Here is a 19,058-nt window from a genome sequence, read left to right on the forward strand (position 1 = left end):
GCTTTACGCTCCGGGGCCGGTCGGGCGTTCGCGGTGCAAGGTGATGCCGATCTGCTCGTCCGCCTCGGCAATCGCGAGCTTGACGATCTTGACCGTGACCGCCTCCACCCGCGCATCCTGCACGAACAGCGTTTCGCAGATATGATCGGCGACCGCTTCGATCAGCTTGAAATGGACGCCTTCGGGCAAGCCACCGGTGGCAGCGAATTTGAGGTCCATGTAGTTCTTGGACGCATCGAGCGGCGTTTCGGGATCGTAGCGATCCGCGACGGCATACCGCACCGCCATCGAAATGCGCAGCGGCTGCGGCTTGCCGGTCTCCTCGGAATAGATGCCGGTGAGGACATCGACGACGAGATCATTGACTTCGAGGGTGAGCGAATCGGTGCGGGAGGTCATGCCGGCGGCCCTTAGCGCGGATTGGACCAGCGCGCGAAGATTGCGGTGGGCAACAGCCTGCCGCCCTCCCCGTCCTCGCGCACGGCCAGGTCGCCGTGTTCGATCCGGCCCGGCAGATGTCCCAGCGCCTCTTGCAGCAGCCCGGCAATCGCCAGGCTGCTCATGCGCACTGCGTAGACGGTGAGGAACAGGAAACGGCTGTCCGCGTCGAGCAGCTTCGCGCAATCGCCGACGAGGCCGGGGAGATGTTCCTCCAACCGCCACACCTCACCGTCCGGCCCGCGGCCGAACTTGGGCGGATCGAGGATGATTCCGTCATAGCGCCGCCCGCGCCGCACTTCGCGCGCAGTGAATTTCGCCGCGTCGTCTACCAGCCAGCGGATCGGGCGATCCTCCATGCCCGAAAGCGCGGCGTTCTCCCGCGCCTGCGCAACGGACTTCTTGGACGCATCGACATGCGCGACCTTGCCGTGGCGGGACAGTGCAAGGGAGCCAAGACCGGTGTAGCCGAACAGGTTGAGGGTCTCAGCCTCGATCATTCCATCAAGCTGCCCGCGCATCCACTCCCACACCGGGGCCATGTCGGGGAAGAATTGCAGGTGGCGAAACGGCGTGGGCCTAGCGGTGAAGCGGACATCGTCCCACGCCAGCGGCCAGCCCTCTTCGGGCACGTTTTGGGCAAACTGCCAGCGCCCGCCGCCATCCTCGTCCGATCCGGGGATGAACTCGCCCGCAGCGGGCCAATCCTCATTGCGCGGTTGCCACAGGGCCTGCGGTTCGGGGCGAATGAAGGCGTGGGGGCCGAATGCCTCCCACTTGCGCCCTGCCCCGCTGTCGAGCAGGCGGTACGAATCCCACGCGGCGCACTCCATCACCAGCGGTTGCTGGATCAGCGCCGCCATTACGACGCGCCAGAGGCAGCCGCGTGGCTCAGCACGTAATCGCGGCTGGCGGCGTAATCGCCGGCCAGTTCGGTGAAGCTCTCCTCGCGCCCGAACAGATCGCCGACGCGTGCGGGCAACGAAGGACGCATTCCGATAGCGCGTTCGACCGCGTCGTTGAACTTGGCCGGATGCGCTGTGGCGAGCGTGACCAAGGGCACATCTGGCGCAACCCCGCCCGCCGCCGCCACCGCCTGCGCCGCGTGCAGGCCGACGCCGGTGTGCGGATCGATCACCTGCCCCGCTTGCCGGAACGCCCACTGCATCGCCCGCGCAGTCTCGGTCTGATCGGCGCGCGCGCTGGTGAACAATGTCGACGCTGCTTCGCGTTGGGCATTGGTGAGCTGCATCACCTTGCTCGCCTCGAACGCGTGCATCTGCGCCGCCATCGCCGCTCCATCGCGCCCGCAACCATCGAACAGCAGGCGTTCGAAGTTTGAGGAGACCTGAATATCCATCGACGGGGTGAGCGTCGCTGTGACGCCGCCAGCGGAGTAATCCCCTGCGCTCAATGCGCGGTGCAGAATGTCGTTGATGTTGGTCGCCACGATCAGGCGTTCGATCGGCAGCCCCATGCGCGCCGCGACATAGCCTGCGAAGACATCGCCGAAATTGCCGGTCGGTACGGAGTAGGCGACCTTGCGATCCGGCGCGCCCAGTTGCAGCGCGGATGCGAAATAATACACCACCTGCGCCATCAGCCGCGCCCAGTTGATCGAATTGACCGCGCCGAGGTTGAGCGTCGTCGTCACGTCGGCATCGTTGAACATCCGCTTCACATGCGCCTGCGCATCATCGAAGCTGCCGTCGATCGCGAGGTTGTGGACGTTGGGCGCGCGCACTGTGGTCATCTGGCGGCGCTGGACCTCGCTCACCCGGCCCTTGGGGTGGAGCATGAAGATTTCCGCGCGGGTGCCGCCCGCCACCGCATGAATCGCGGCCGATCCGGTATCGCCGGAGGTCGCCCCGACAATGGTGAGCCGTGCATCGCGCCGTTCGAGAAACAGTTCGAACAGGTGGCCGAGCAATTGCAGCGCCACATCCTTGAACGCCAGCGTCGGGCCATGGAACAGTTCGAGCAGCCAGTGCTGCTGATCCATCTGCACCAGCGGGGCGACGGCAGCATGACCGAAATCGCCATAAACCGCGTGGCAAATGGTGGTGAGTTCATCCTCGGTCAGACTGCCCGCCACGAAGGGCGCAATGATACGCGCGGCGAGATCGGGATAGTCCAGCCCGCGCATGTCGCGGATATCGGCCTCGCTGAACTGCGGCCATTCGGCAGGCACATACAGCCCCCCGTCATTGGCCAGCCCTGCGAGCGTCACCCCTTCGAAATCGAGCGCCGGTGCGCGCCCTCGTGTCGAGACATATTGCATGGGCGAAGCGCCTAGCGTCGGCGTCGGCGGATTGCCAGCACGTAGATGACCAGCGCGGTCAGCGCGAAGAAGAACCACTGTCCGGCATAGGCAAGGTGGTTGTTGGGCAGGTCGCCGGGATCGGGCTTGGCCATCGGCTGAAGCCCTGCGACCGGCGGATCGGCCACAAGGCGCGGCCCCGGCGCAATCACGCCCGTGATGATGCCGCCGCCAAATTCCGGCTGCGCAATGTCGCGACTATATCCCAGATCGACAGGGACAGTCCTATCGCCGCCGACAGCACAGGTAGCGCGCTGGACCCAGCCTTTTTGGCCCTTTGACGAAGTGCCTGAGACCGGCTCGATACTGACAACTCTTTCACAGGCAACCCGGCTCGGGCGAAACCACGCCTCACCGGTGTCGCCAGTCACAGGGAAGGCGACCTCGTCGCTGGAACTTGCGGCAGCTTCGTACCGTGCGAGCAAGTCAGCCTTCTCGCCCATCCGCCCCAGCTGCCAGAAACCCAGCGCGATCATCGTCGCGACTGCCGCCAGCACAATGATGGTGGCGATGATCGGCACGCGGCCACTCATGGCTGGCTCTCTTCGTAGCTGTGATAAACCCACATGGCCTTGTAGAACCTGAGCGCGAAGACCACGGCGCCCACCGTCACCGGTGCCCAGAACGACAGTTGCAGCCACAAGGGCGGGCGTAGCCACGCGTCGATACCAAGCGCGGCGAGGATCAGCACCAGTGCGAACAACATCGTCACCACGCCGACAAACCGCCCGCCGCGCTCCAGCGCCAGAAAATCAAGCCCGCACGCGGCGCACTCATCCGCCAGCAGCGCAGGCGCGGCAAACAGAGTCTTCGCGCCGCAGCGGGGGCACAAACCGGAAAGGGCAGCCGAAACTAATCCCGGCTGCCCGTCCTTGCCCTTGGCTGGTTCATTCGGACCGGTGGGGTCCGCACTCATCAATGGAATTCGGCGCCCCAACCGCCCCACACGTAGATGGTGACGAACAGGAACAACCACACCACGTCGACGAAGTGCCAATACCATGCCGCCGCTTCGAAGCCGAAATGCTGGCGCGGGGTGAAGTGGCCGAGATAAGCGCGGTACAGGCACACGGCGAGGAAGATCGTGCCCACCAGCACGTGGAAGCCGTGGAAGCCGGTCGCCATGTAGAACGCGCTCGAATAGGTGTTGCCACCAAAGCCGAACGGCGCGGCGGCATATTCGTACGCCTGAATGGCGCTGAACAGCACGCCCAGCGCGATGGTCGCCCACAGGCCCTGCTTCAGACCGGTGCGGTCGCCATGAACCAGCGAGTGGTGCGCCCAGGTCACGGTCGTGCCCGAACACAGCAGGATGATGGTGTTGAGCAGCGGCAGCGACAGCGGATCCAGAACTTCCATCCCTTCGGGGATGAACGCCGCCGTCGAGCCCACAACGCCGAACAGGCTGCTGGTCAGCCCGGTTTCCGCGTCATAATTCAGCGCCGTCGGGAACAGCGCGAAGTCGAAGAAACTCCAGAACCAGCCGACGAAGAACATCACTTCGGACGCAATGAACAGGATCATGCCGTAACGCATGTGGAGCTGCACCACCGGCGTGTGATCGCCGCGCTCGGCTTCGATCACGATGTTGCGGAACCACATGAAGAAGGTCGCGATCAGGCCGGCAAGGCCCGCCCACATCACGATGCTGGCGGCGCTCCCGAACAGATCGGGGTGAAAGCTCAGTACCATGCCGCTGGTGAAGGTCAGCGCCGAAATCGAGCCGACCAGCGGCCAGATATCGGGTTCAAGGATGTGGTAATCGTGGTTTGCCGTGCCAGCCATTGTCGTCGTCCCGTCCCTGGGTTGCTTGCGGTATCAGTTGGTGCGCGCCGGGGCGGCCGTATCCGGCCCCGACGTGCGGTGGAAAGTGTAGCTCAACGTGATCTGTTCGACGCCCTGCATATCCGGATCCTCCAGCATGGCGGGATCGACGTAATACAGCACCGGCATGGTCACTTCCTGCCCCGGCGCGAGCGTCTGTTCGGTGAAGCAGAAACACTGGATCTTGTTGAAATGCTTGCCCGCCTGTTCCGGCGTCACATTGAAGGTCGCCGTGCCGGTAATCGGCTTGGAGCTTTCGTTGCGGGCGATGTAAGTCGCGATGTCGCGCTGGCCGATAGTGACGGTGTCGGTCGCCTGGCTGGGGCGGAAGGTCCACGGCATATGGCTTGCGGTCGAACCATCGAACCGCACTGAAATCGTCTGTCCGGTGACCATGGTGGCAGCCTGCGCCGCATCGGCCTCGCTCGCGACCTGCGTGGTGCCGCCGAAGCCTGTGACACGGCAGAACATCTCGTAAAGCGGGACCGCAGCATAGCCCAGTCCCAGCATCCCCACCGCGCCCATGAACGCAAGCAGACCGACGCGAAGATTGCGGCGCGCGGTGTCCCTATCGTGCCGGATGGGCGGAGTGGTTGCCATCAGCCGTCCCCGATCCGCACGATGGTGATGGCGTAGAACAGGATCACGAAGAATAGCAGCGTGCCTGCAACCACAAGGTTGCGGCTTTTGCGCCGACGTTCGAATTCCTTTTGTTCTTCAGGGGTCATGCGATCCACCCTTGATAGAACGCCACCCGGTCCGCCACCAGCGCGGCGAACAGCGCGAAGAGATAGGCGATCGAGAACTTGAACAGCTTCTTTTCGGGCAGCATCTTGTCCTCGGCAGCGCGCATCCGCACGCCCACCGGCCACGCCAGCAGCAGGAACAGCGCGGACAGCGTCACCGCGGTCATGCCGTAAATCCAGCTCGTCCCACCAATCGCCCAGGGGGCAATCGCGATCGGGGTCAACGCCACAGTGTACCACCAGATCTGGCGGCGCGTCGGCTTCTCGCCCGCGACCACCGGCATCATTGGAATGCCGACCTTGGCGTAATCGGACTGCACGAACAGCGCCAACGCCCAGAAGTGCGGCGGGGTCCAGAAGAAGATGATCGCGAACAGCAGCACCGGCATGGCGGTGATCTCGCCCGTCACCGCGACCCAGCCGATCAGCGGGGGAAACGCGCCAGCGCCGCCGCCGATAACAATGTTCTGGGGGGTGCGCGGCTTCAGCCACATGGTGTAGATAACGGCGTAATAGATGATCGCGCCCAGCAGCAGTCCTGCCGCCAGCCAGCCGATTGCCACGCCCATCAGGCACACCGACACGGCTGACAGGAACACGCCGAAATCACGCGCGTCTTCGCGCCGCATCCGTCCGCCCGGTATCGGCCGGTTCATGGTGCGCTTCATGCCCTTGTCGAGATCGGCTTCCCACCAGTGGTTGAGCGCCGCCGATCCGCCCGCGCCCATCGAAATGGCGAGGATCGCGGTGAAGCCCAGCACCGGATGGATGCTGCCCGGCGCGGCCAGCACACCGCAGATCGCGGTGAAGATCACCAGCGTCATCACCCGCGGCTTGGTCAGCGTGAAGAAATCACGCCATTCCGCCGGGAGAGCGGCGCTCGTCGGGCTGATCTGAGGGGCGGCTGTTTCCATAGGTCCAGTATTTCTCATTGGCGAAGAGCGCGGCATTGCCGCCGCGCCCTCCCCCTTGTGCTTTGCCGTCGGCTTGGGAAGCCCCCTGGCTCCCGCCGCCTCAGGCGATCACGCGCCCGCCCTTATGCGGTGGCCGGACGGTGATCGTGGTAATCATGCGCGTCGGTAATCACCGGCAGCGTTTCGAACTGGTGGTACGGCGGCGGGCTGGGCAGCGTCCATTCCAGCGTGGTCGCGCCTTCGCCCCACGGATTGGCCCCGGCCTTGCGTCCAGCCACCAGCGCATAGCCGATGTTAACGAAGAAGAAGATCATCGAACCGGCCATGATGTAATAACCGTAGGTGCTGATCTCGTGCCAGAAGGTGAAGGCGTCCGGATAATCGGGATAGCGACGCGGCATCCCCTGCATTCCGAGGAAATGCTGCGGGAAGAAGATCACGTTCACACCGATGAAGAACGTCCAGAAGTGCAGGTGGCTGAGCAATTCGGAATGCATCCGGCCGCTCATCTTCGGGAACCAGTAGTAGAAGCCCGCGAACAACGAGAACACCGCGCCCATCGACAGCACGTAGTGGAAATGCGCCACCACATAATAGGTGTCGTGCAGGTTCACGTCGATCCCGCCATTGGCGAGCACCACGCCGGTCACGCCGCCGACGGTGAACAGGAAGATGAAGCCGAGCGCCCACACCATCGGCGATTTGAACTCGACACTGCCGCCCCACATCGTGGCGATCCAGCTGAAGATCTTCACGCCGGTGGGAACCGCGATCACCATCGTCGCCGCGGTGAAATACATCTTCGTGTTCACGTCGAGGCCCACGGTGTACATGTGGTGCGCCCAGACGATGAAGCCGACCACGCCGATGGCAACCATCGCGTAGGCCATGCCGAGGTAGCCGAACACCGGCTTGCGGCTGAAGGTCGCGACGATCTGGCTGATCATGCCGAAGCCCGGCAGGATCATGATGTACACTTCCGGGTGGCCGAAGAACCAGAACAGGTGCTGGTAAAGCACCGGATCGCCGCCGCCGGCCGGATCGAAGAAGGTCGTGCCGAAGTTACGATCGGTCAGCAGCATGGTGATGGCAGCGGCGAGAACCGGCAGCGCCAGCAGCAGCAGGAAGGCGGTGACCAACACCGACCACACGAACAGCGGCATCTTGTGCAAGGTCATGCCCGGCGCACGCATGTTGAAGATGGTGGTGATGAAGTTGGTCGCCCCGAGGATCGAACCAGCGCCCGCGAGGTGCAATGAGAAGATCGCGAAATCGACCGCCGGGCCGACCGAACCGCTGGTCGACAGCGGAGCATAGACGGTCCAGCCGGTGCCTGCGCCCGGGCCGGAGCCGCCGGGAACGAACAGCGAGAACAGCAGGCTGAAGAAGCCCGCCACCGTCAGCCAGAACGACACGTTGTTCATCCGCGGAAACGCCATGTCCGGCGCGCCGATCATGAGCGGGACGAACCAGTTGCCGAAGCCGCCGATCATCGCCGGCATCACCATGAAGAACACCATGATGAGGCCGTGCGCGGTGATGAACACGTTCCACATGTGCAGCGCGGTATTGAGATCGCTGCCGCCGCCCATGAATTCGGCCCACCAGGTCAGGTACTGAATCCCCGGTTCGGCCAGCTCGACCCGCATGATCCCCGAAATCGCACCACCGATGATCCCCGCGATGATCGCGAAGATCAGGTACATCGTGCCGATGTCCTTGTGGTTGGTCGACATGAACCAGCGGGCGAAAAAGCCCGGCTTGTGATCCGCGTGATCATGCGCATGATCATCGCCGTGGATGTCGAAGCCTTCTGCGGTGGTAGCCATTTTCAGATACTCTCTGATGTTATTCGTTCAATTTTTCAGCGCGGTCAGCGCGGCAACCTGTTCGGCGGGAGCCTCTTCGGCGGCGGGCGCCTCGATCACGGCATCCGCTTCGCCCGGCATCGTGCCGCCCTGCGACCGCACCCACCCTGCAAATTCCTCGGGCGGCAGGGCCTCGACCACAATCGGCATATAGGCGTGGCGCGAACCGCACAGCTCGAAACACTGGCCGTAATACACGCCAGGCTCCTTGATCGTCAGGATCTTTTCGTTCAGCCGCCCCGGCACCGCGTCCATCTTGAACCACAGCGACGGCACCCCGAAGGCGTGGATCACGTCCGCACCCGTCGTCTGGATGCGCAGCGGCACACCGGCGGGCACGACCATCCGATTGTCGACGGCAAGCTGCGCGGGCTCACCACTGGCGATCGCATCGGCGTCCGACAGCATATTCGAGACGATCTCGATCTCGCCGTGATCCGGGTAGGTATAGCCCCAGTACCACTGATAGCCGGTTGCCTTGATCGTGACGGCATCGGCGGGGGGCACTTCGTACTGGCGGGCCAGCAGCGTGATGGAAGGCACCGCGATGATGACCAGAATAATCACCGGAACGATCGTCCAGACCACTTCGATCATGGTGTTGTGCGTGGTCTTCGAGGCAACCGGGTTGGTCCCGCGGTTGAAACGCACCACCACGTAGAGCAGCAGGCCGAGCACCAGCAGCGAAATGAACGTAATCACCGGCAGCAGAATAACGTCGTGCATCCACAGGGCGTATTCGCCATCGACCGAATACTGGTCCTGAAAGGTCAGCGACTTCATCATCGCGCCCGGCTCTCCGGTGCGCGGATCGGTCGGCATGCCCTTGTCCTTGATCGGGGCCATCGGCTCATAGCCACCAACCGCATTCGATACGTCGGCCTCGGCCGGGGTGAGATCGCCCGGCAAGGCCTCTGCACCGGGCGCGGTCTGCGCGCCATCGACCTGGCCGGCCTGTGCAGCGGTGACGGCAGGCGCCGCACCATCCTGCGCAATCGCGCTGATCGGCGCGAACAGCGCCGCGAGCGCTGCCAGCGCCGCAAGGGTAGCCAACTTCATACGGCTGTGCATCTGACCCATCTTCGTGTGCCCAAGTGTTATCTAGGTTTTGATCCCATACTGCAGATCGGCGTATCCCGTTGCGAGATGTCGATAAACAGCGTTCCGCAGGCTTCGGTGCCAGCTTCACCGTCGCCCTTAGCCGCGCTTGCCGAGTGCCTCAAGCGCTTCTAGGGAGAAATTTATGCAAGCCTCCATGTTCGCCGCGCAAGTGGGAGGTTTCCTTTAGGTTTTTTCATGGAGTTCGGCCGTGACCGAAGATGAAGTGCTGGCGGAATTCCGCGCCTCCGGAGCCTTGCTCGAAGGCCATTTCAAATTGTCTTCAGGCCGGCATAGCGGGCATTACCTGCAATGCGCGCGGGTGTTGATGAACCCTGCGCGGGCCGCGCGGCTGGCCGAGGCGGTGGTGGCGGGCATCCCTGCGGATGTGCGCGAACAAATCGACGTGGTGGTATCCCCCGCAATGGGCGGCATCATCATCGGACACGAGGTTGGGCGCGCAATGGGGCGCGACGCGATGTTCCTCGAACGGCCCGAAGGCAGCTTCCACCTGCGCCGCGGCTTTGCGATCGCGCCGGGGGCGAAGGTGCTGATGGTGGAGGATGTCGTCACCACCGGCCTGTCCAGCCGCGAAGCCATCGCCGCCGTGGCGCGCGAAGGCGCAGAGGTGATCGCCGAATGCGCTATTATCGACCGTTCCTGCGGCTCCGTCGATCTGGGCGTGCCATTCTATCCGCTGCTCGCCATTGATTTTCCGACCTATGCACCCGATTCCCTTCCCGAGGCGTTGGCACGTATCGAAGTGACCAAACCCGGAAGCCGGAAAGAATGAACCAGACCCTCCACCCTCGCCCCTTGCGCCTCGGCGTCAATATCGATCACGTCGCGACGATCCGTAACGCGCGCGGCGGGGATCATCCCGATCCGGTACGCGCGGCGGAAATCGTGGCGAGCGTCGGCGGCGACGGCATCACTGCGCACCTGCGCGAAGATCGCCGCCATATTCGCGACGAGGATCTGGCGCGCATCCAGCAGGCGACCAACCTGCCATTGAACCTCGAGATGGCCGCGACCCGCGAAATGCTCGCCATCGCCCTGCGTCACAAACCCCACGCGGCCTGCATCGTCCCCGAAAAGCGCGAGGAGCGCACCACCGAGGGCGGGCTGGACGCCGCCGGGCTCGACAACACGCTCGCACCCATCGTCGAGGAATTGCGCGGCGCAGGCATCCGCGTATCGCTGTTCATCGAAGCGAACGAACGCCAATTGGACGCCGCCCTGCGGCTCGGCGCGCCGGTGGTGGAGTTTCACACCGGCGAATATGCGCACGCCTTCCTCGACGGCGACCGCGACAAGGTGGAACGCGAAGTGCGCCGCATTGCCGACATGGCTGCGCTCGCCGCCAAGAACGGGATCGAGCCGCACGCGGGCCACGGCCTGACCTTCGAGAACGTCCAGCCGATTGCCGCCATTCCCCAAATCGCCGAACTCAATATCGGCCATTATCTGATCGGCGAGGCGGTGTTCGTGGGGCTCGAAAACGCGATCCGCCGGATGCGCGAACTGATGGATGAGGTGCGGTAGTGGCGGGCGGCGATCTCCCTCCGCTGGCGCGTGCGCAAAAGCTGTGGGCTGCTGCTGCCGCCGCGCTGTTCCTGATCGCCATCGGCTTTCTCGGCTTCGCTCTCAGCGCGCAGGTGATGATCGTATTCGCCGTCGGATGGGTCGCCTTGCAGGTCTTCGGCTTCGTCGGCGCGCTGAAGGTGGCCAAGGGCGATTTCGCACACCCGTTGTTCAAGGCGCAGGTGATGCTCCATGTGGTCGCGCTGGGGCTGCTGGCGGCTGTGATGATAAGGGTGTTCAAGTGATCATCGGCCTAGGCTCCGACCTCTGCAATATCGAGCGGATCGAAAACTCGCTCGCCCGCTTCGGTGAGCGGTTCGAGAACCGCGTCTTCACCGCCACCGAAATCGCCAAGGCTCGCCGCCGCCCCTTCACCACTGCCGGCACCTACGCCAAACGCTTCGCCGCCAAGGAGGCGTTTTCCAAGGCGGTCGGCACCGGATTCAGGCGCGGCGTGTTCATGAAGGATATCGGCGTGGTCAATGCCCCGTCAGGCGCGCCGACGCTGGCGCTGACGGGCGGCGCGGCTTTGCGGCTTGAAGAAATGATCCCGGCAGGCCATGAGGCCCGCATTCATCTCACCCTCACCGACGATCATCCATGGGCGCAGGCCTTCGTGATCATCGAAGCCATCCCCCTCTGACTGGCTCCCCCGACATGGCAACCACCGAAACTTCGCAAGTGACAGAAAACAGCGCCCCCGAAGCACCCCAGAAGGTCGATTGGTTCGCGGAAATCCGCGGGCTGGCGCTGATGCTGCTGGCGGTGCTGGCGTTCCACAGCCTTGTCGCCAAGCCGTTCTACATCCCCTCAACATCGATGATGCCGAGCCTGTGGGTCGGCGATCGGCTGGTGGTGAGCAAGTATCCCTATGGCTGGTCATGGGCTTCGGCGAGCTTCCACCTGCTGCCGCGCAGCGACTGGCGCATTCTGCCCTCCACGCCGGAATATGGCGATGTCGTGATCCCGGTGCACCCGATCCGCAACGAGGATTACATCAAGCGGGTGGTCGCCCTGCCCGGCGACACCATCGAAGTGCGCGGCGGCCAGATTATCCTCAACGGAACCCCCATCAAGCGCGAGGTGGTGCCGCCCGTGCGTCTGCCGTTCGAACCGGGACTGTTCTGCCGCAACATGCCCTGCCTCGACGCGTTCGAGCAGTATCGGGTCACGGACGCGGACGGCAGCGAATTCTTCGAGCCGCCGACATGGCGCGAAACCCTGCCCAACGGTGCGACCTACCTCACCATCGATTACCGCGACCAGCGGCTCGACAATTACGGCCCCTACACCGTGCCTGAAGACCATGTATTCGTAATGGGCGACAACCGCGACGAAAGCGCCGACAGCCGCGCCGCCGCAATCGAAAGCGGTCTTGGCGACGGGGTGCCGCTGGCCAATATCGGCGGACGGGCGGAGTTCATCACCTTCAGTCTCGACGGGACGACCACCTGGAACCCGGCGAGCTGGTTCACCAGCCTGCGCGGCGACCGGGCATGGACGACTTTGCGCCCGCCGCTGGCCGAAGGCTATGCCACGCAGCCTACGGGCGAGTAACGAAGGCTCTGAGCCATGGCCCGCAAGTTCCTGTATGTCATCGCATTCTGCATCGTTCTGGTGATTGCCGGCGCAATCGCGCTGAGCCTGTTCTCGGCCGAACTGACCCGGATGGCGATGGTGCCGACCACCGAATTCGTCGAACAGGAGCCGTTCGAGGAAAGCGTCTATCAGGACCCGGCGCTGTGGTATTCGCGTCCCGGTATCGGGGTGAACGATCCGGCGCGCTGGCAGCCGGCCTATGCCAATGATCGCGGACTGCTGCCCACCCCGGCAGAGCCGCCGGCAGAGCCGTTCGCGGTGTTCTTCGTCCATCCGACCAGCTATCTCAACCGCGCCAACTGGAACGCCCCGCTCGACAATGGCGGCGATCCCGAGGCCGAGCGGATCGCCCGCATCTACCTGCGCGGCATGGCCAGCCCCTTTAACGCCGCAAGCGAAATCTGGGCCCCGCGATACCGGCAGGCGACGATGGGCGCGTTCCTGACCGATGCCGAAGAAGGCCGCATGGCAATCGATGCCGCCTATGGCGATGTGCGCGAAGCCTTCCGCTATTTCCTCTCCAGCATCGAGCCCGGCACGCCGATCGTGCTGGCGGGCCATTCGCAAGGCGCGCTGCACCTCAAGCGCCTGCTGGCCGAGGAGGTGCGCGGCGAACCGGTCGCCGAGCGGCTGGTGGCGGCCTATATCGTCGGCTGGCCGGTGAGCCTTCAGCACGATCTGCCGGCCATGGGCTTTCCCGCCTGCGCTGCGCCCGGACAGGCGGGCTGCGTCATCAGCTGGTCGAGCTTTGCCGAACCCGCCGATCCGGTGATGGTGCTGACCGCCTATGGCAGCACCCCGGCGCTGGATGGGACCGCGCCCGGCAAAACCCCGATGCTGTGCACCAATCCGCTTACCGGCAGCTATGGCGGCACCGCGCCTGCCAGCGCCAATCTCGGCACGCTGGTGCCCGAAGATAGCATGGAAAAGGGCGATTTGCGCCCCGGCCTCGTCCCGGCGCGCTGCGACGAACGCGGTTTGCTGCTGATCGGCCCGCCGCCCGAAATGGGATCATACGTGCTGCCCGGCAATAATTACCACGTCTATGATCTGCCGCTGTTCTGGGCGAACACCAAGGCCGACGTGATCCGGCGGGTCGAGGCGTGGCAGGCCCAAGCGAATTGATCTTCGAGGATGCGCGCGGCTTTGGCGAGGCCGTGGGAGATGCCAGCGGCGACGGGGGCGGAGCATTGCTCGGCCTCGATCTCGGCACCAGAACGATCGGCACCGCGACCTGCGATGCGGGCTGGCGCTTCGCCACCAACCACGTCACCATCCAGCGCGGCAAGTGGGGCCGCGACCGCGAGACGCTCGCCGCGCTGATCAAGGCGCGCAGCGTGCGCGGGATCGTGATCGGCCTGCCGCGCAACATGGACGGCAGCGAAGGCCCGCGCGCGCAGGCGAGCCGCGCCTATGCCCGCAACTGCGCCGAAGCCTTCGCCCTCCCCATCCTGCTATGGGACGAACGCTGGTCGACGCAGGCCGCCGAAGCCGCGATGATCGGGCAGGATATGAGCCGCGCCAAACGCGCCGCCGCGATCGACGCCCACGCCGCAGCGGTGATCCTGCAAGGCGCGATCGACCGGCTGGCGGGCGGGGTGCTTTAAACGTTCGCCAGCGCAGCGCGCATCCGACGCGCCGCCCCCGCCGCCATCGGGCTGCCAACAAGGCAAATGGGGGGCATCGTCCGCCAAATTAAATGATTGTAACCGCCCCTCCGGCGCTCCTATGCAGCCGGACATGGAAACGCCCCCCTCCCGGTTCGATGCGCGTGAAGCGTCGAAATGGTTCTTTCAGCATGGCCACACTGGCTGGCTTGGCCTCGAATTCGCAGATCAGGGCGACAATTGGGTCGAACTGGAACTGCCCTGGCGTGAGGATCTGCTGGGTAATTCCAGCCGTCCGGTGCTCGCATCCGGCCCGATCATCAGCCTGATGGACATGGCCAGCGGCATGGCGATCTGGCGGGCAGGTGGCGGATTCGATCCCGTGGCGACACTCGATCTTAGGGTCGATTACCAGCGCCCGGCGCGCGAGCGGGCCAGCGTGCGGGGGAGGGTGGAATGCTACCGCCGCACGCGGTCTGCCGCATTCGTGCGCGGGATTGCGCATGATGGCGACCCGGATGATCCGGTGGCGCATGTCGCGGGCGTGTTCATGACGATCGGGGCCGACCCGAGAGCGGGAAACCCCGCCTTGAAGGGCCGCGATGATGCCTGACGCGCGCGAACCACTGGAACTGCCCGCCTATGCCCGATCGCTCGGGATTACGGTCTGCGGGGAGGAGGCCGGAATGCCGGTGCTGACGGTCGGTTTCGGTCCGATGGTCGAAGGCCGCCCGGCGCATTTCCACGGCGGGGCGACCGCGGGCCTGTTGGAAGCGGCGGGCTATGCCGCCTTGCACACCGCCTTGCTGGCAGCGGGGCGCGATCCGCAGCTGAAGCCGATCAACATCACAGTGCAATATCTTGCAGCGGGCAAGAGCGAGCCGAGCTTCGCGATTGGCCGGATCACGCGGCTGGGGCGGCGCAACGCCAATGTCGCAGTGGAAGCGTGGCAGGATGACCGCACGCGACCGATTGCGGCGGCGGTTATGAATATCCTGATCGTCTAGGGCGTTCTAGGGCGGTGACCCCGGCGTCGGCGAGGCTGCAGGCTGGATCACCACCCCGCCCTCGCCCAGCCGCACTTCGATCGGCACGCCTTCTTGCGATAGCGTCACCCCGCCGCCGTCGATCCGCAGCGTGGTGCCGTCTTCGCCCAGCGGAATTTCTTCCCCTTCGCCGATATCGAGTGGCTGCACCGGCCCTTCGGGATCGGGGGATTCGCTGGCCCGGGGCGGCGGCGCGGCTTCGAGCTTCAACGCAGCCCGCATGAAGTCGCGCCAGATGCGCGCAGGCGTGCTGCCGCCGGTGACGCCGCTCATCGGGGTGTTATCATCATTGCCGATCCACACACCCACCACCAGATCCCCCGCATAGCCCACGAACAAGGCGTCGCGGTAATCCTGCGTGGTGCCGGTCTTGCCGTAATTGGCGATCGGCAGCACGGCGTTGCGCCCTGTCCCGCGGTTGATCGCGGCGCGCAGCATCGTCTCGATATCCTCGTGGTCCCCGCGTGAAACGCTGTCCTTGCGCGTCGTCAGCCATTCCCACCAGCCCTGTTCCTCACGCGCAAAGGCATGGGGTTCGACCGGGTATTCGTTCGCGGCGATCCCGGCATAGGCGGCGGTCAGTTCCATCAGCGTCATCACCGACGTGCCGAGCGCGAGGCTGGGATCGCCTTCCGCCATCGGTGCGGTGATGCCGAGCGATCGTGCGGTGCGGATCACCTTTTCGCTGCCCACCGCCTGAAACAGTCGGAGCGCGGCGACATTGCTCGATTGCGCGAAAGCCTCTTCCAGCGTGATCTGGTCGGAATAGCGCCCGCGCCCATTTTTCGGGCGATAGCTGCCTTGCGTGATTTCAGTGTTGGGGATGGTGTCGTCCGGCTCCCATCCCGCCTCCAGCGCGGCGAGGTAGACGACAGTCTTGAAGGTCGAACCCGGCTGGCGGCGCGCCTGTGTCACCCGGTTGAACGCGGACTCGCTGTAATCGCGCCCGCCGACCATCGCCACCACTTCGCCATTGCGGCGCATCGCCACCAGCGCGACCTGCGCGCCGCCGAGCGGTGCGCGCGCGACCACGCGGTTGGCCAGCGATTGCAGCCGCGCATCGAGCGTGGTGGTGAGCACCTGGCGCGAATAGCTCGCCTCCATCCCCTCCCGCGCCAGCGGCAGCGCCCAGTCGGCGAAATAGGTGCCGGTCGGCAGATTATCGTCACGCGTGCGCACGTCGATCCGCGGATCGGGCAGCGCGGCGGCCTCGGCAGCGGTGAGATAGCCTTCCTCCACCATCGCGCCCACCACCAGATCCATCCGCGCCCTCGCCCGGTCATAGTGCTTTGTCGGGGCGTAGCGCGACGGTGCCTGCAACAGCCCGGCCAGCATCGCCGCCTGTTCGGGGCGCAGCTTTTCGGGATGGCGGTAGAAATAGTGCAGGCTGGCGGCGCGCAATCCGTACTGATTGTCGCCAAAATAGGCGTTCGACAGATAGCGTTCGAGGATCTCGTCCTTGGTCAGCCAACCTTCCAGCCAGAACGCGATCAACGCCTCGCGCGCCTTGCGGCTGAGGCTTTGTTCAGGCGTCAGGAAGGTAAACTTGGCCAGCTGCTGGGTGATGGTCGACCCGCCGCCATATCCCGTCCAGATTGCGCGTGCGATGCTGCGCGGATCGACGCCGAAATGCGAACGGAACCGCCGGTCCTCAATCGCGATAAAGGCCTGCGTGACGTGCGGCGGCAAGTCTGCGACCTTGACCGGCGCTTCGACCACCGCGCCGCTGCGGGCGATCGGCGTACCGTCACTGGCGAGCAGGGTGACCTGCGGCGGCGCAATCGGTTCGAGGCTTTTCGACAGCGGCGCGGTGGTGGCGAGCCAGCCGATCAGCGCGATGAACAGCGCGAGGCCCGCGAGCATTCCGCGCCCCGTCCACCACCACTTGCTGCGGCTGCGCCAGTAATCGCGCTGCCACCAGCGCAGGCGGCGTTTTTCCTCGCCCTCCAGCGCCTCGTCGATACCGGCCAGCTTGGCATCCCATGCGTCGAAATCGGGCGTGGCCGATACGCGTGGGCGGGGAAGATCGTCCTCATCATCGGGATCGATGGGCCGCATCGATTCGTACAGCGGATAATATCCGGCAGGCGTATCGCCCCCGGCACCATCCGCACCGCCGCGTGAGCCTTTCCAGAATCGGTCGAACAGCGCCATCGTGAAGACTGTGTTATCAGTCTATGACACTGCGGGGCAAGCCGTCAGTATCGCAGCATCTGGCGGCGGAAGGCTTCGGGATGGTCAACTTCGTCCAGCAGCAACCGTTCGGGGGTCTTTTGGCAACGCTCGAGCAGCGACTGCCACATAATCTTGCGGGCGGCGATATCCGCGTCGACGGTGGCATCGTCGGTTGGCTCGCCCCGCTCCAGCCGCAACATTGATCCAAGCGTGAGATAAACAAGCTCGGGCAAGAAGACGTCTCCAAGCAAAACCGGATCTTCGCGGTCCGCATTGGCAGCATGGAACCAGTCTTCTTCGCGTACCAAATCGCGGCAGCTGTAGGCGTCGATCCCGCCACCAGGGCTGTCCTCGTCAAAACGGGCATAGCGTATCCTCACCGGGATTTCGCTCTCCACCGGATTGCCCGCCGCATCGGTGCCGGCGCGATACCACAGGGTTTCGGCCCGCGCCTTGACCGCCGCATCAATGGCCGCCGACCCGCTGCTTCGCTTGAGTTCGAGCGAGATCAGCGTGTCGTCGGGCGCGACGATCGCCGTGTATATGGCGTGGCCATTGTGGCCGGCATCCTTGGCCCATTGCGGGATATCGACCGTTTTGACCGGCTCCACCTTCGGGAAGCGGTGGGGGCTCCGCTCTTTGGGTGCGGGTATCACCAGCACATTTGCCTTGGGTGCGGGACCCGCCTGTTGCGCCGCGAGGGGGCTTGCCGCCACCGCCAGCAGGATCGCCGCCCCCCGCACCATCCTAGCGCTTTGTCGCCGCGCCTTCGGGCAGGTCTTCGCCGAACACGCGCTGGTAATATTCCGCCACCAGCGTGCGCTCCGCCTCGTCGCATTTGTTGAGGAAGCTGAGGCGGAAGGCGAAACCGACCGATTTGAAGATTGCGTTGTTCTGCGCCCAGGTGATGACCGTGCGCGGGCTCATCACCGTGGAGATATCGCCGTTGATGAAGCCCTGCCGGGTCAGTTCGGCGACCTTGACCATGTCGGCAATCAGCTTGTCATCGGTGTCCGGGGTTTTGGACTTGACGATCTGCTGTTCGACATCGGCTGCAAGGTAATTGAGCGCGACGACAATGTTCCAGCGGTCCATCTGCGCCTGATTGATCGCCTGCGTGCCGTGATACAGCCCGCTGGTATCGCCGAGGCCCACCGTGTTGGTGGTGGCGAACAGCCGGAACCACGGGTTCGGCGTGATGACGCGGTTCTGATCGAGCAGGGTCAGGCGGCCATCGAATTCCAGAATGCGCTGGATCACGAACATCACGTCCGGGCGGCCCGCGTCATATTCGTCAAAGGTCAGCGCGACCGGGTGCTGCAGCGCCCACGGCAGAATGCCTTCCTTGAATTCAGTGACTTGCAAGCCGTCCTTCAGCACGATCGCATCGCGCCCCACCAGATCGATCCGGCTGATATGGGCGTCGAGGTTCACCCGCACGCTGGGCCAGTTGAGCCGCGCGGCGACCTGCTCGATATGGGTCGATTTGCCGGTGCCGTGATAGCCCTGCACCATCACCCGGCGGTTATGCGCAAAGCCCGCAAGGATCGCGAGCGTGGTGTCCGGATCGAACACATACGCGCCGTCGGTTTCCGGTACGTGTTCGTCGGGTTGCGAGAAGGCGGGCACCTGCCAATCGACATCGATGCCGAAGATCTCGCGGACATCGACCGTCGTGTCGGGCTGGGTGGGCATGGCGTTGGCGCCGGCGACATTGTTCTTGGAAGGTGCAGTCATCGTGCCGTCCGGTTAGAACGCCTGTGGCCAGCCTGCAAGCGGTGCTTTGTCGCAAAAGGCAGGCAATCTTGGCGAGTTCGTTTCCTTGTGCGCCGATCCGCG

The 19,058-nt window shown here is 64.6% G+C and carries 23 protein-coding genes; 9 read left to right on the top strand and 14 right to left on the bottom strand.

Annotated elements, in window-relative coordinates; genetic code table 11:
• Positions 1-3 precede the first annotated feature (3 nt).
• The 11 genes from J3454_RS04025 to coxB all read right to left on the bottom strand — a co-directional run bounded on the left by J3454_RS04025 (position 4) and on the right by coxB (position 9,169).
• Positions 4-399, bottom strand: a complete 396-nt coding sequence (locus tag J3454_RS04025; protein WP_349512459.1) for a dihydroneopterin aldolase — start codon at positions 397-399, stop codon at positions 4-6.
• Between the two features lie 11 nt (positions 400-410).
• Complete coding sequence (locus J3454_RS04030) at positions 411-1,301, bottom strand: RsmD family RNA methyltransferase (RefSeq protein WP_349512460.1); 891 nt, start codon at positions 1,299-1,301, stop codon at positions 411-413.
• Positions 1,301-2,719 (bottom strand): threonine synthase, encoded by a 1,419-nt coding sequence (thrC, locus tag J3454_RS04035; RefSeq protein ID WP_349512461.1) that lies wholly within the window; start codon positions 2,717-2,719, stop codon positions 1,301-1,303. Before thrC ends, J3454_RS04030 begins: the two co-directional genes overlap by 1 nt.
• An 11-nt stretch (positions 2,720-2,730) precedes the next feature.
• Positions 2,731-3,291, bottom strand: a complete 561-nt coding sequence (locus J3454_RS04040) for an SURF1 family cytochrome oxidase biogenesis protein (protein ID WP_349512462.1) — start codon at positions 3,289-3,291, stop codon at positions 2,731-2,733.
• Entirely contained in the window at positions 3,288-3,674 is a 387-nt protein-coding gene (locus J3454_RS04045; RefSeq protein WP_349512463.1) for a DUF983 domain-containing protein, read from the bottom strand. Before J3454_RS04045 ends, J3454_RS04040 begins: the two co-directional genes overlap by 4 nt.
• Positions 3,674-4,543, bottom strand: coding sequence for a cytochrome c oxidase subunit 3 (locus J3454_RS04050; protein WP_349512464.1), 870 nt, complete (start codon positions 4,541-4,543; stop codon positions 3,674-3,676). The genes J3454_RS04045 and J3454_RS04050 overlap by 1 nt, the downstream gene beginning before the upstream one ends.
• 33 nt (positions 4,544-4,576) lie before the next feature.
• Entirely contained in the window at positions 4,577-5,182 is a 606-nt protein-coding gene (locus tag J3454_RS04055; protein ID WP_349512465.1) for a cytochrome c oxidase assembly protein, read from the bottom strand.
• On the bottom strand, positions 5,182-5,310 hold the full coding sequence (locus tag J3454_RS04060) for a cytochrome c oxidase system small membrane protein (RefSeq protein ID WP_349512466.1): 129 nt from the start codon (positions 5,308-5,310) through the stop codon (positions 5,182-5,184). Before J3454_RS04060 ends, J3454_RS04055 begins: the two co-directional genes overlap by 1 nt.
• On the bottom strand, positions 5,307-6,242 hold the full coding sequence (locus J3454_RS04065; RefSeq protein WP_349512467.1) for a heme o synthase: 936 nt from the start codon (positions 6,240-6,242) through the stop codon (positions 5,307-5,309). Before J3454_RS04065 ends, J3454_RS04060 begins: the two co-directional genes overlap by 4 nt.
• A 122-nt stretch (positions 6,243-6,364) precedes the next feature.
• Positions 6,365-8,071: a cytochrome c oxidase subunit I gene (gene ctaD, locus J3454_RS04070; RefSeq protein ID WP_349512468.1), complete on the bottom strand. Its 1,707-nt coding sequence runs from the start codon at positions 8,069-8,071 to the stop codon at positions 6,365-6,367.
• Positions 8,072-8,098: 27 nt separating this feature from the next.
• Positions 8,099-9,169: a cytochrome c oxidase subunit II gene (coxB, locus tag J3454_RS04075; RefSeq protein WP_349512469.1), complete on the bottom strand. Its 1,071-nt coding sequence runs from the start codon at positions 9,167-9,169 to the stop codon at positions 8,099-8,101.
• 250 nt (positions 9,170-9,419) lie between these two features.
• Here coxB and pyrE point away from each other — a divergent pair, with 250 nt between their 5' ends.
• The 9 genes from pyrE to J3454_RS04120 all read left to right on the top strand — a co-directional run bounded on the left by pyrE (position 9,420) and on the right by J3454_RS04120 (position 15,005).
• Entirely contained in the window at positions 9,420-10,001 is a 582-nt protein-coding gene (gene pyrE, locus J3454_RS04080; RefSeq protein WP_349512470.1) for an orotate phosphoribosyltransferase, read from the top strand.
• Complete coding sequence (locus J3454_RS04085) at positions 9,998-10,753, top strand: pyridoxine 5'-phosphate synthase (RefSeq protein WP_349512471.1); 756 nt, start codon at positions 9,998-10,000, stop codon at positions 10,751-10,753. The genes pyrE and J3454_RS04085 overlap by 4 nt, the downstream gene beginning before the upstream one ends.
• Positions 10,753-11,037 carry a pyridoxal phosphate biosynthetic protein gene (locus J3454_RS04090; RefSeq protein WP_349512472.1) on the top strand — a complete coding sequence of 95 codons (285 nt, stop codon included), beginning with the start codon at positions 10,753-10,755 and terminating at the stop codon, positions 11,035-11,037. The genes J3454_RS04085 and J3454_RS04090 overlap by 1 nt, the downstream gene beginning before the upstream one ends.
• A complete protein-coding gene (acpS, locus tag J3454_RS04095; RefSeq protein WP_349512473.1) occupies positions 11,034-11,435 on the top strand; it encodes a holo-ACP synthase in 402 nt (133 codons plus the stop codon). The genes J3454_RS04090 and acpS overlap by 4 nt, the downstream gene beginning before the upstream one ends.
• Before the next feature lie 14 nt (positions 11,436-11,449).
• Positions 11,450-12,349: a signal peptidase I gene (gene lepB / locus J3454_RS04100; protein WP_349512474.1), complete on the top strand. Its 900-nt coding sequence runs from the start codon at positions 11,450-11,452 to the stop codon at positions 12,347-12,349.
• 15 nt (positions 12,350-12,364) lie between these two features.
• The gene (locus J3454_RS04105; RefSeq protein WP_349512475.1) at positions 12,365-13,516 is read left to right on the top strand and encodes a DUF3089 domain-containing protein; all 1,152 of its coding nucleotides are present in this window, start codon (positions 12,365-12,367) and stop codon (positions 13,514-13,516) included.
• Entirely contained in the window at positions 13,495-13,998 is a 504-nt protein-coding gene (gene ruvX, locus J3454_RS04110) for a Holliday junction resolvase RuvX (protein ID WP_502878559.1), read from the top strand. Before J3454_RS04105 ends, ruvX begins: the two co-directional genes overlap by 22 nt.
• Positions 13,999-14,131: 133 nt before the next feature.
• Positions 14,132-14,611: a PaaI family thioesterase gene (locus tag J3454_RS04115; RefSeq protein ID WP_349512476.1), complete on the top strand. Its 480-nt coding sequence runs from the start codon at positions 14,132-14,134 to the stop codon at positions 14,609-14,611.
• Entirely contained in the window at positions 14,604-15,005 is a 402-nt protein-coding gene (locus J3454_RS04120) for a PaaI family thioesterase (protein ID WP_349512477.1), read from the top strand. Before J3454_RS04115 ends, J3454_RS04120 begins: the two co-directional genes overlap by 8 nt.
• A 6-nt stretch (positions 15,006-15,011) precedes the next feature.
• Here the strand turns inward: J3454_RS04120 and J3454_RS04125 are convergent, their stop codons facing one another.
• From J3454_RS04125 to cobS, 3 genes are read right to left on the bottom strand one after another with little or no spacing between them, the layout of a single operon-like run.
• Positions 15,012-17,198 (bottom strand): transglycosylase domain-containing protein, encoded by a 2,187-nt coding sequence (locus J3454_RS04125; protein WP_349512478.1) that lies wholly within the window; start codon positions 17,196-17,198, stop codon positions 15,012-15,014.
• 44 nt (positions 17,199-17,242) lie between these two features.
• Positions 17,243-17,965, bottom strand: a complete 723-nt coding sequence (locus tag J3454_RS04130) for an energy transducer TonB (RefSeq protein WP_349512479.1) — start codon at positions 17,963-17,965, stop codon at positions 17,243-17,245.
• A gap of 1 nt (position 17,966) precedes the next feature.
• Positions 17,967-18,956 (bottom strand): cobaltochelatase subunit CobS, encoded by a 990-nt coding sequence (gene cobS / locus J3454_RS04135; protein WP_349512480.1) that lies wholly within the window; start codon positions 18,954-18,956, stop codon positions 17,967-17,969.
• Between the last annotated feature and the right edge of the window lie 102 nt (positions 18,957-19,058).

This window comes from Erythrobacter sp. NFXS35 (assembly GCF_040148725.1).
Classification (GTDB): domain Bacteria; phylum Pseudomonadota; class Alphaproteobacteria; order Sphingomonadales; family Sphingomonadaceae; genus Erythrobacter.

Bases quoted from the DNA above. Each gene is read 5' to 3' on its own strand.
- J3454_RS04025 (WP_349512459.1), bottom strand. From the start codon at position 399: ATGACCTCCCGCACCGATTCGCTCACCCTCGAAGTCAATGATCTCGTC.
- J3454_RS04030 (WP_349512460.1), bottom strand. From the start codon at position 1,301: ATGGCGGCGCTGATCCAGCAACCGCTGGTGATGGAGTGCGCCGCGTGG.
- thrC (WP_349512461.1), bottom strand. From the start codon at position 2,719: ATGCAATATGTCTCGACACGAGGGCGCGCACCGGCGCTCGATTTCGAA.
- J3454_RS04040 (WP_349512462.1), bottom strand. From the start codon at position 3,291: ATGAGTGGCCGCGTGCCGATCATCGCCACCATCATTGTGCTGGCGGCA.
- J3454_RS04045 (WP_349512463.1), bottom strand. From the start codon at position 3,674: ATGAGTGCGGACCCCACCGGTCCGAATGAACCAGCCAAGGGCAAGGAC.
- J3454_RS04050 (WP_349512464.1), bottom strand. From the start codon at position 4,543: ATGGCTGGCACGGCAAACCACGATTACCACATCCTTGAACCCGATATC.
- J3454_RS04055 (WP_349512465.1), bottom strand. From the start codon at position 5,182: ATGGCAACCACTCCGCCCATCCGGCACGATAGGGACACCGCGCGCCGC.
- J3454_RS04060 (WP_349512466.1), bottom strand. From the start codon at position 5,310: ATGACCCCTGAAGAACAAAAGGAATTCGAACGTCGGCGCAAAAGCCGC.
- J3454_RS04065 (WP_349512467.1), bottom strand. From the start codon at position 6,242: ATGGAAACAGCCGCCCCTCAGATCAGCCCGACGAGCGCCGCTCTCCCG.
- ctaD (WP_349512468.1), bottom strand. From the start codon at position 8,071: ATGGCTACCACCGCAGAAGGCTTCGACATCCACGGCGATGATCATGCG.
- coxB (WP_349512469.1), bottom strand. From the start codon at position 9,169: ATGAAGTTGGCTACCCTTGCGGCGCTGGCAGCGCTCGCGGCGCTGTTC.
- J3454_RS04085 (WP_349512471.1), top strand. From the start codon at position 9,998: ATGAACCAGACCCTCCACCCTCGCCCCTTGCGCCTCGGCGTCAATATC.
- lepB (WP_349512474.1), top strand. From the start codon at position 11,450: ATGGCAACCACCGAAACTTCGCAAGTGACAGAAAACAGCGCCCCCGAA.
- J3454_RS04105 (WP_349512475.1), top strand. From the start codon at position 12,365: ATGGCCCGCAAGTTCCTGTATGTCATCGCATTCTGCATCGTTCTGGTG.
- J3454_RS04115 (WP_349512476.1), top strand. From the start codon at position 14,132: ATGGAAACGCCCCCCTCCCGGTTCGATGCGCGTGAAGCGTCGAAATGG.
- J3454_RS04120 (WP_349512477.1), top strand. From the start codon at position 14,604: ATGCCTGACGCGCGCGAACCACTGGAACTGCCCGCCTATGCCCGATCG.
- J3454_RS04125 (WP_349512478.1), bottom strand. From the start codon at position 17,198: ATGGCGCTGTTCGACCGATTCTGGAAAGGCTCACGCGGCGGTGCGGAT.
- J3454_RS04130 (WP_349512479.1), bottom strand. From the start codon at position 17,965: ATGGTGCGGGGGGCGGCGATCCTGCTGGCGGTGGCGGCAAGCCCCCTC.
- cobS (WP_349512480.1), bottom strand. From the start codon at position 18,956: ATGACTGCACCTTCCAAGAACAATGTCGCCGGCGCCAACGCCATGCCC.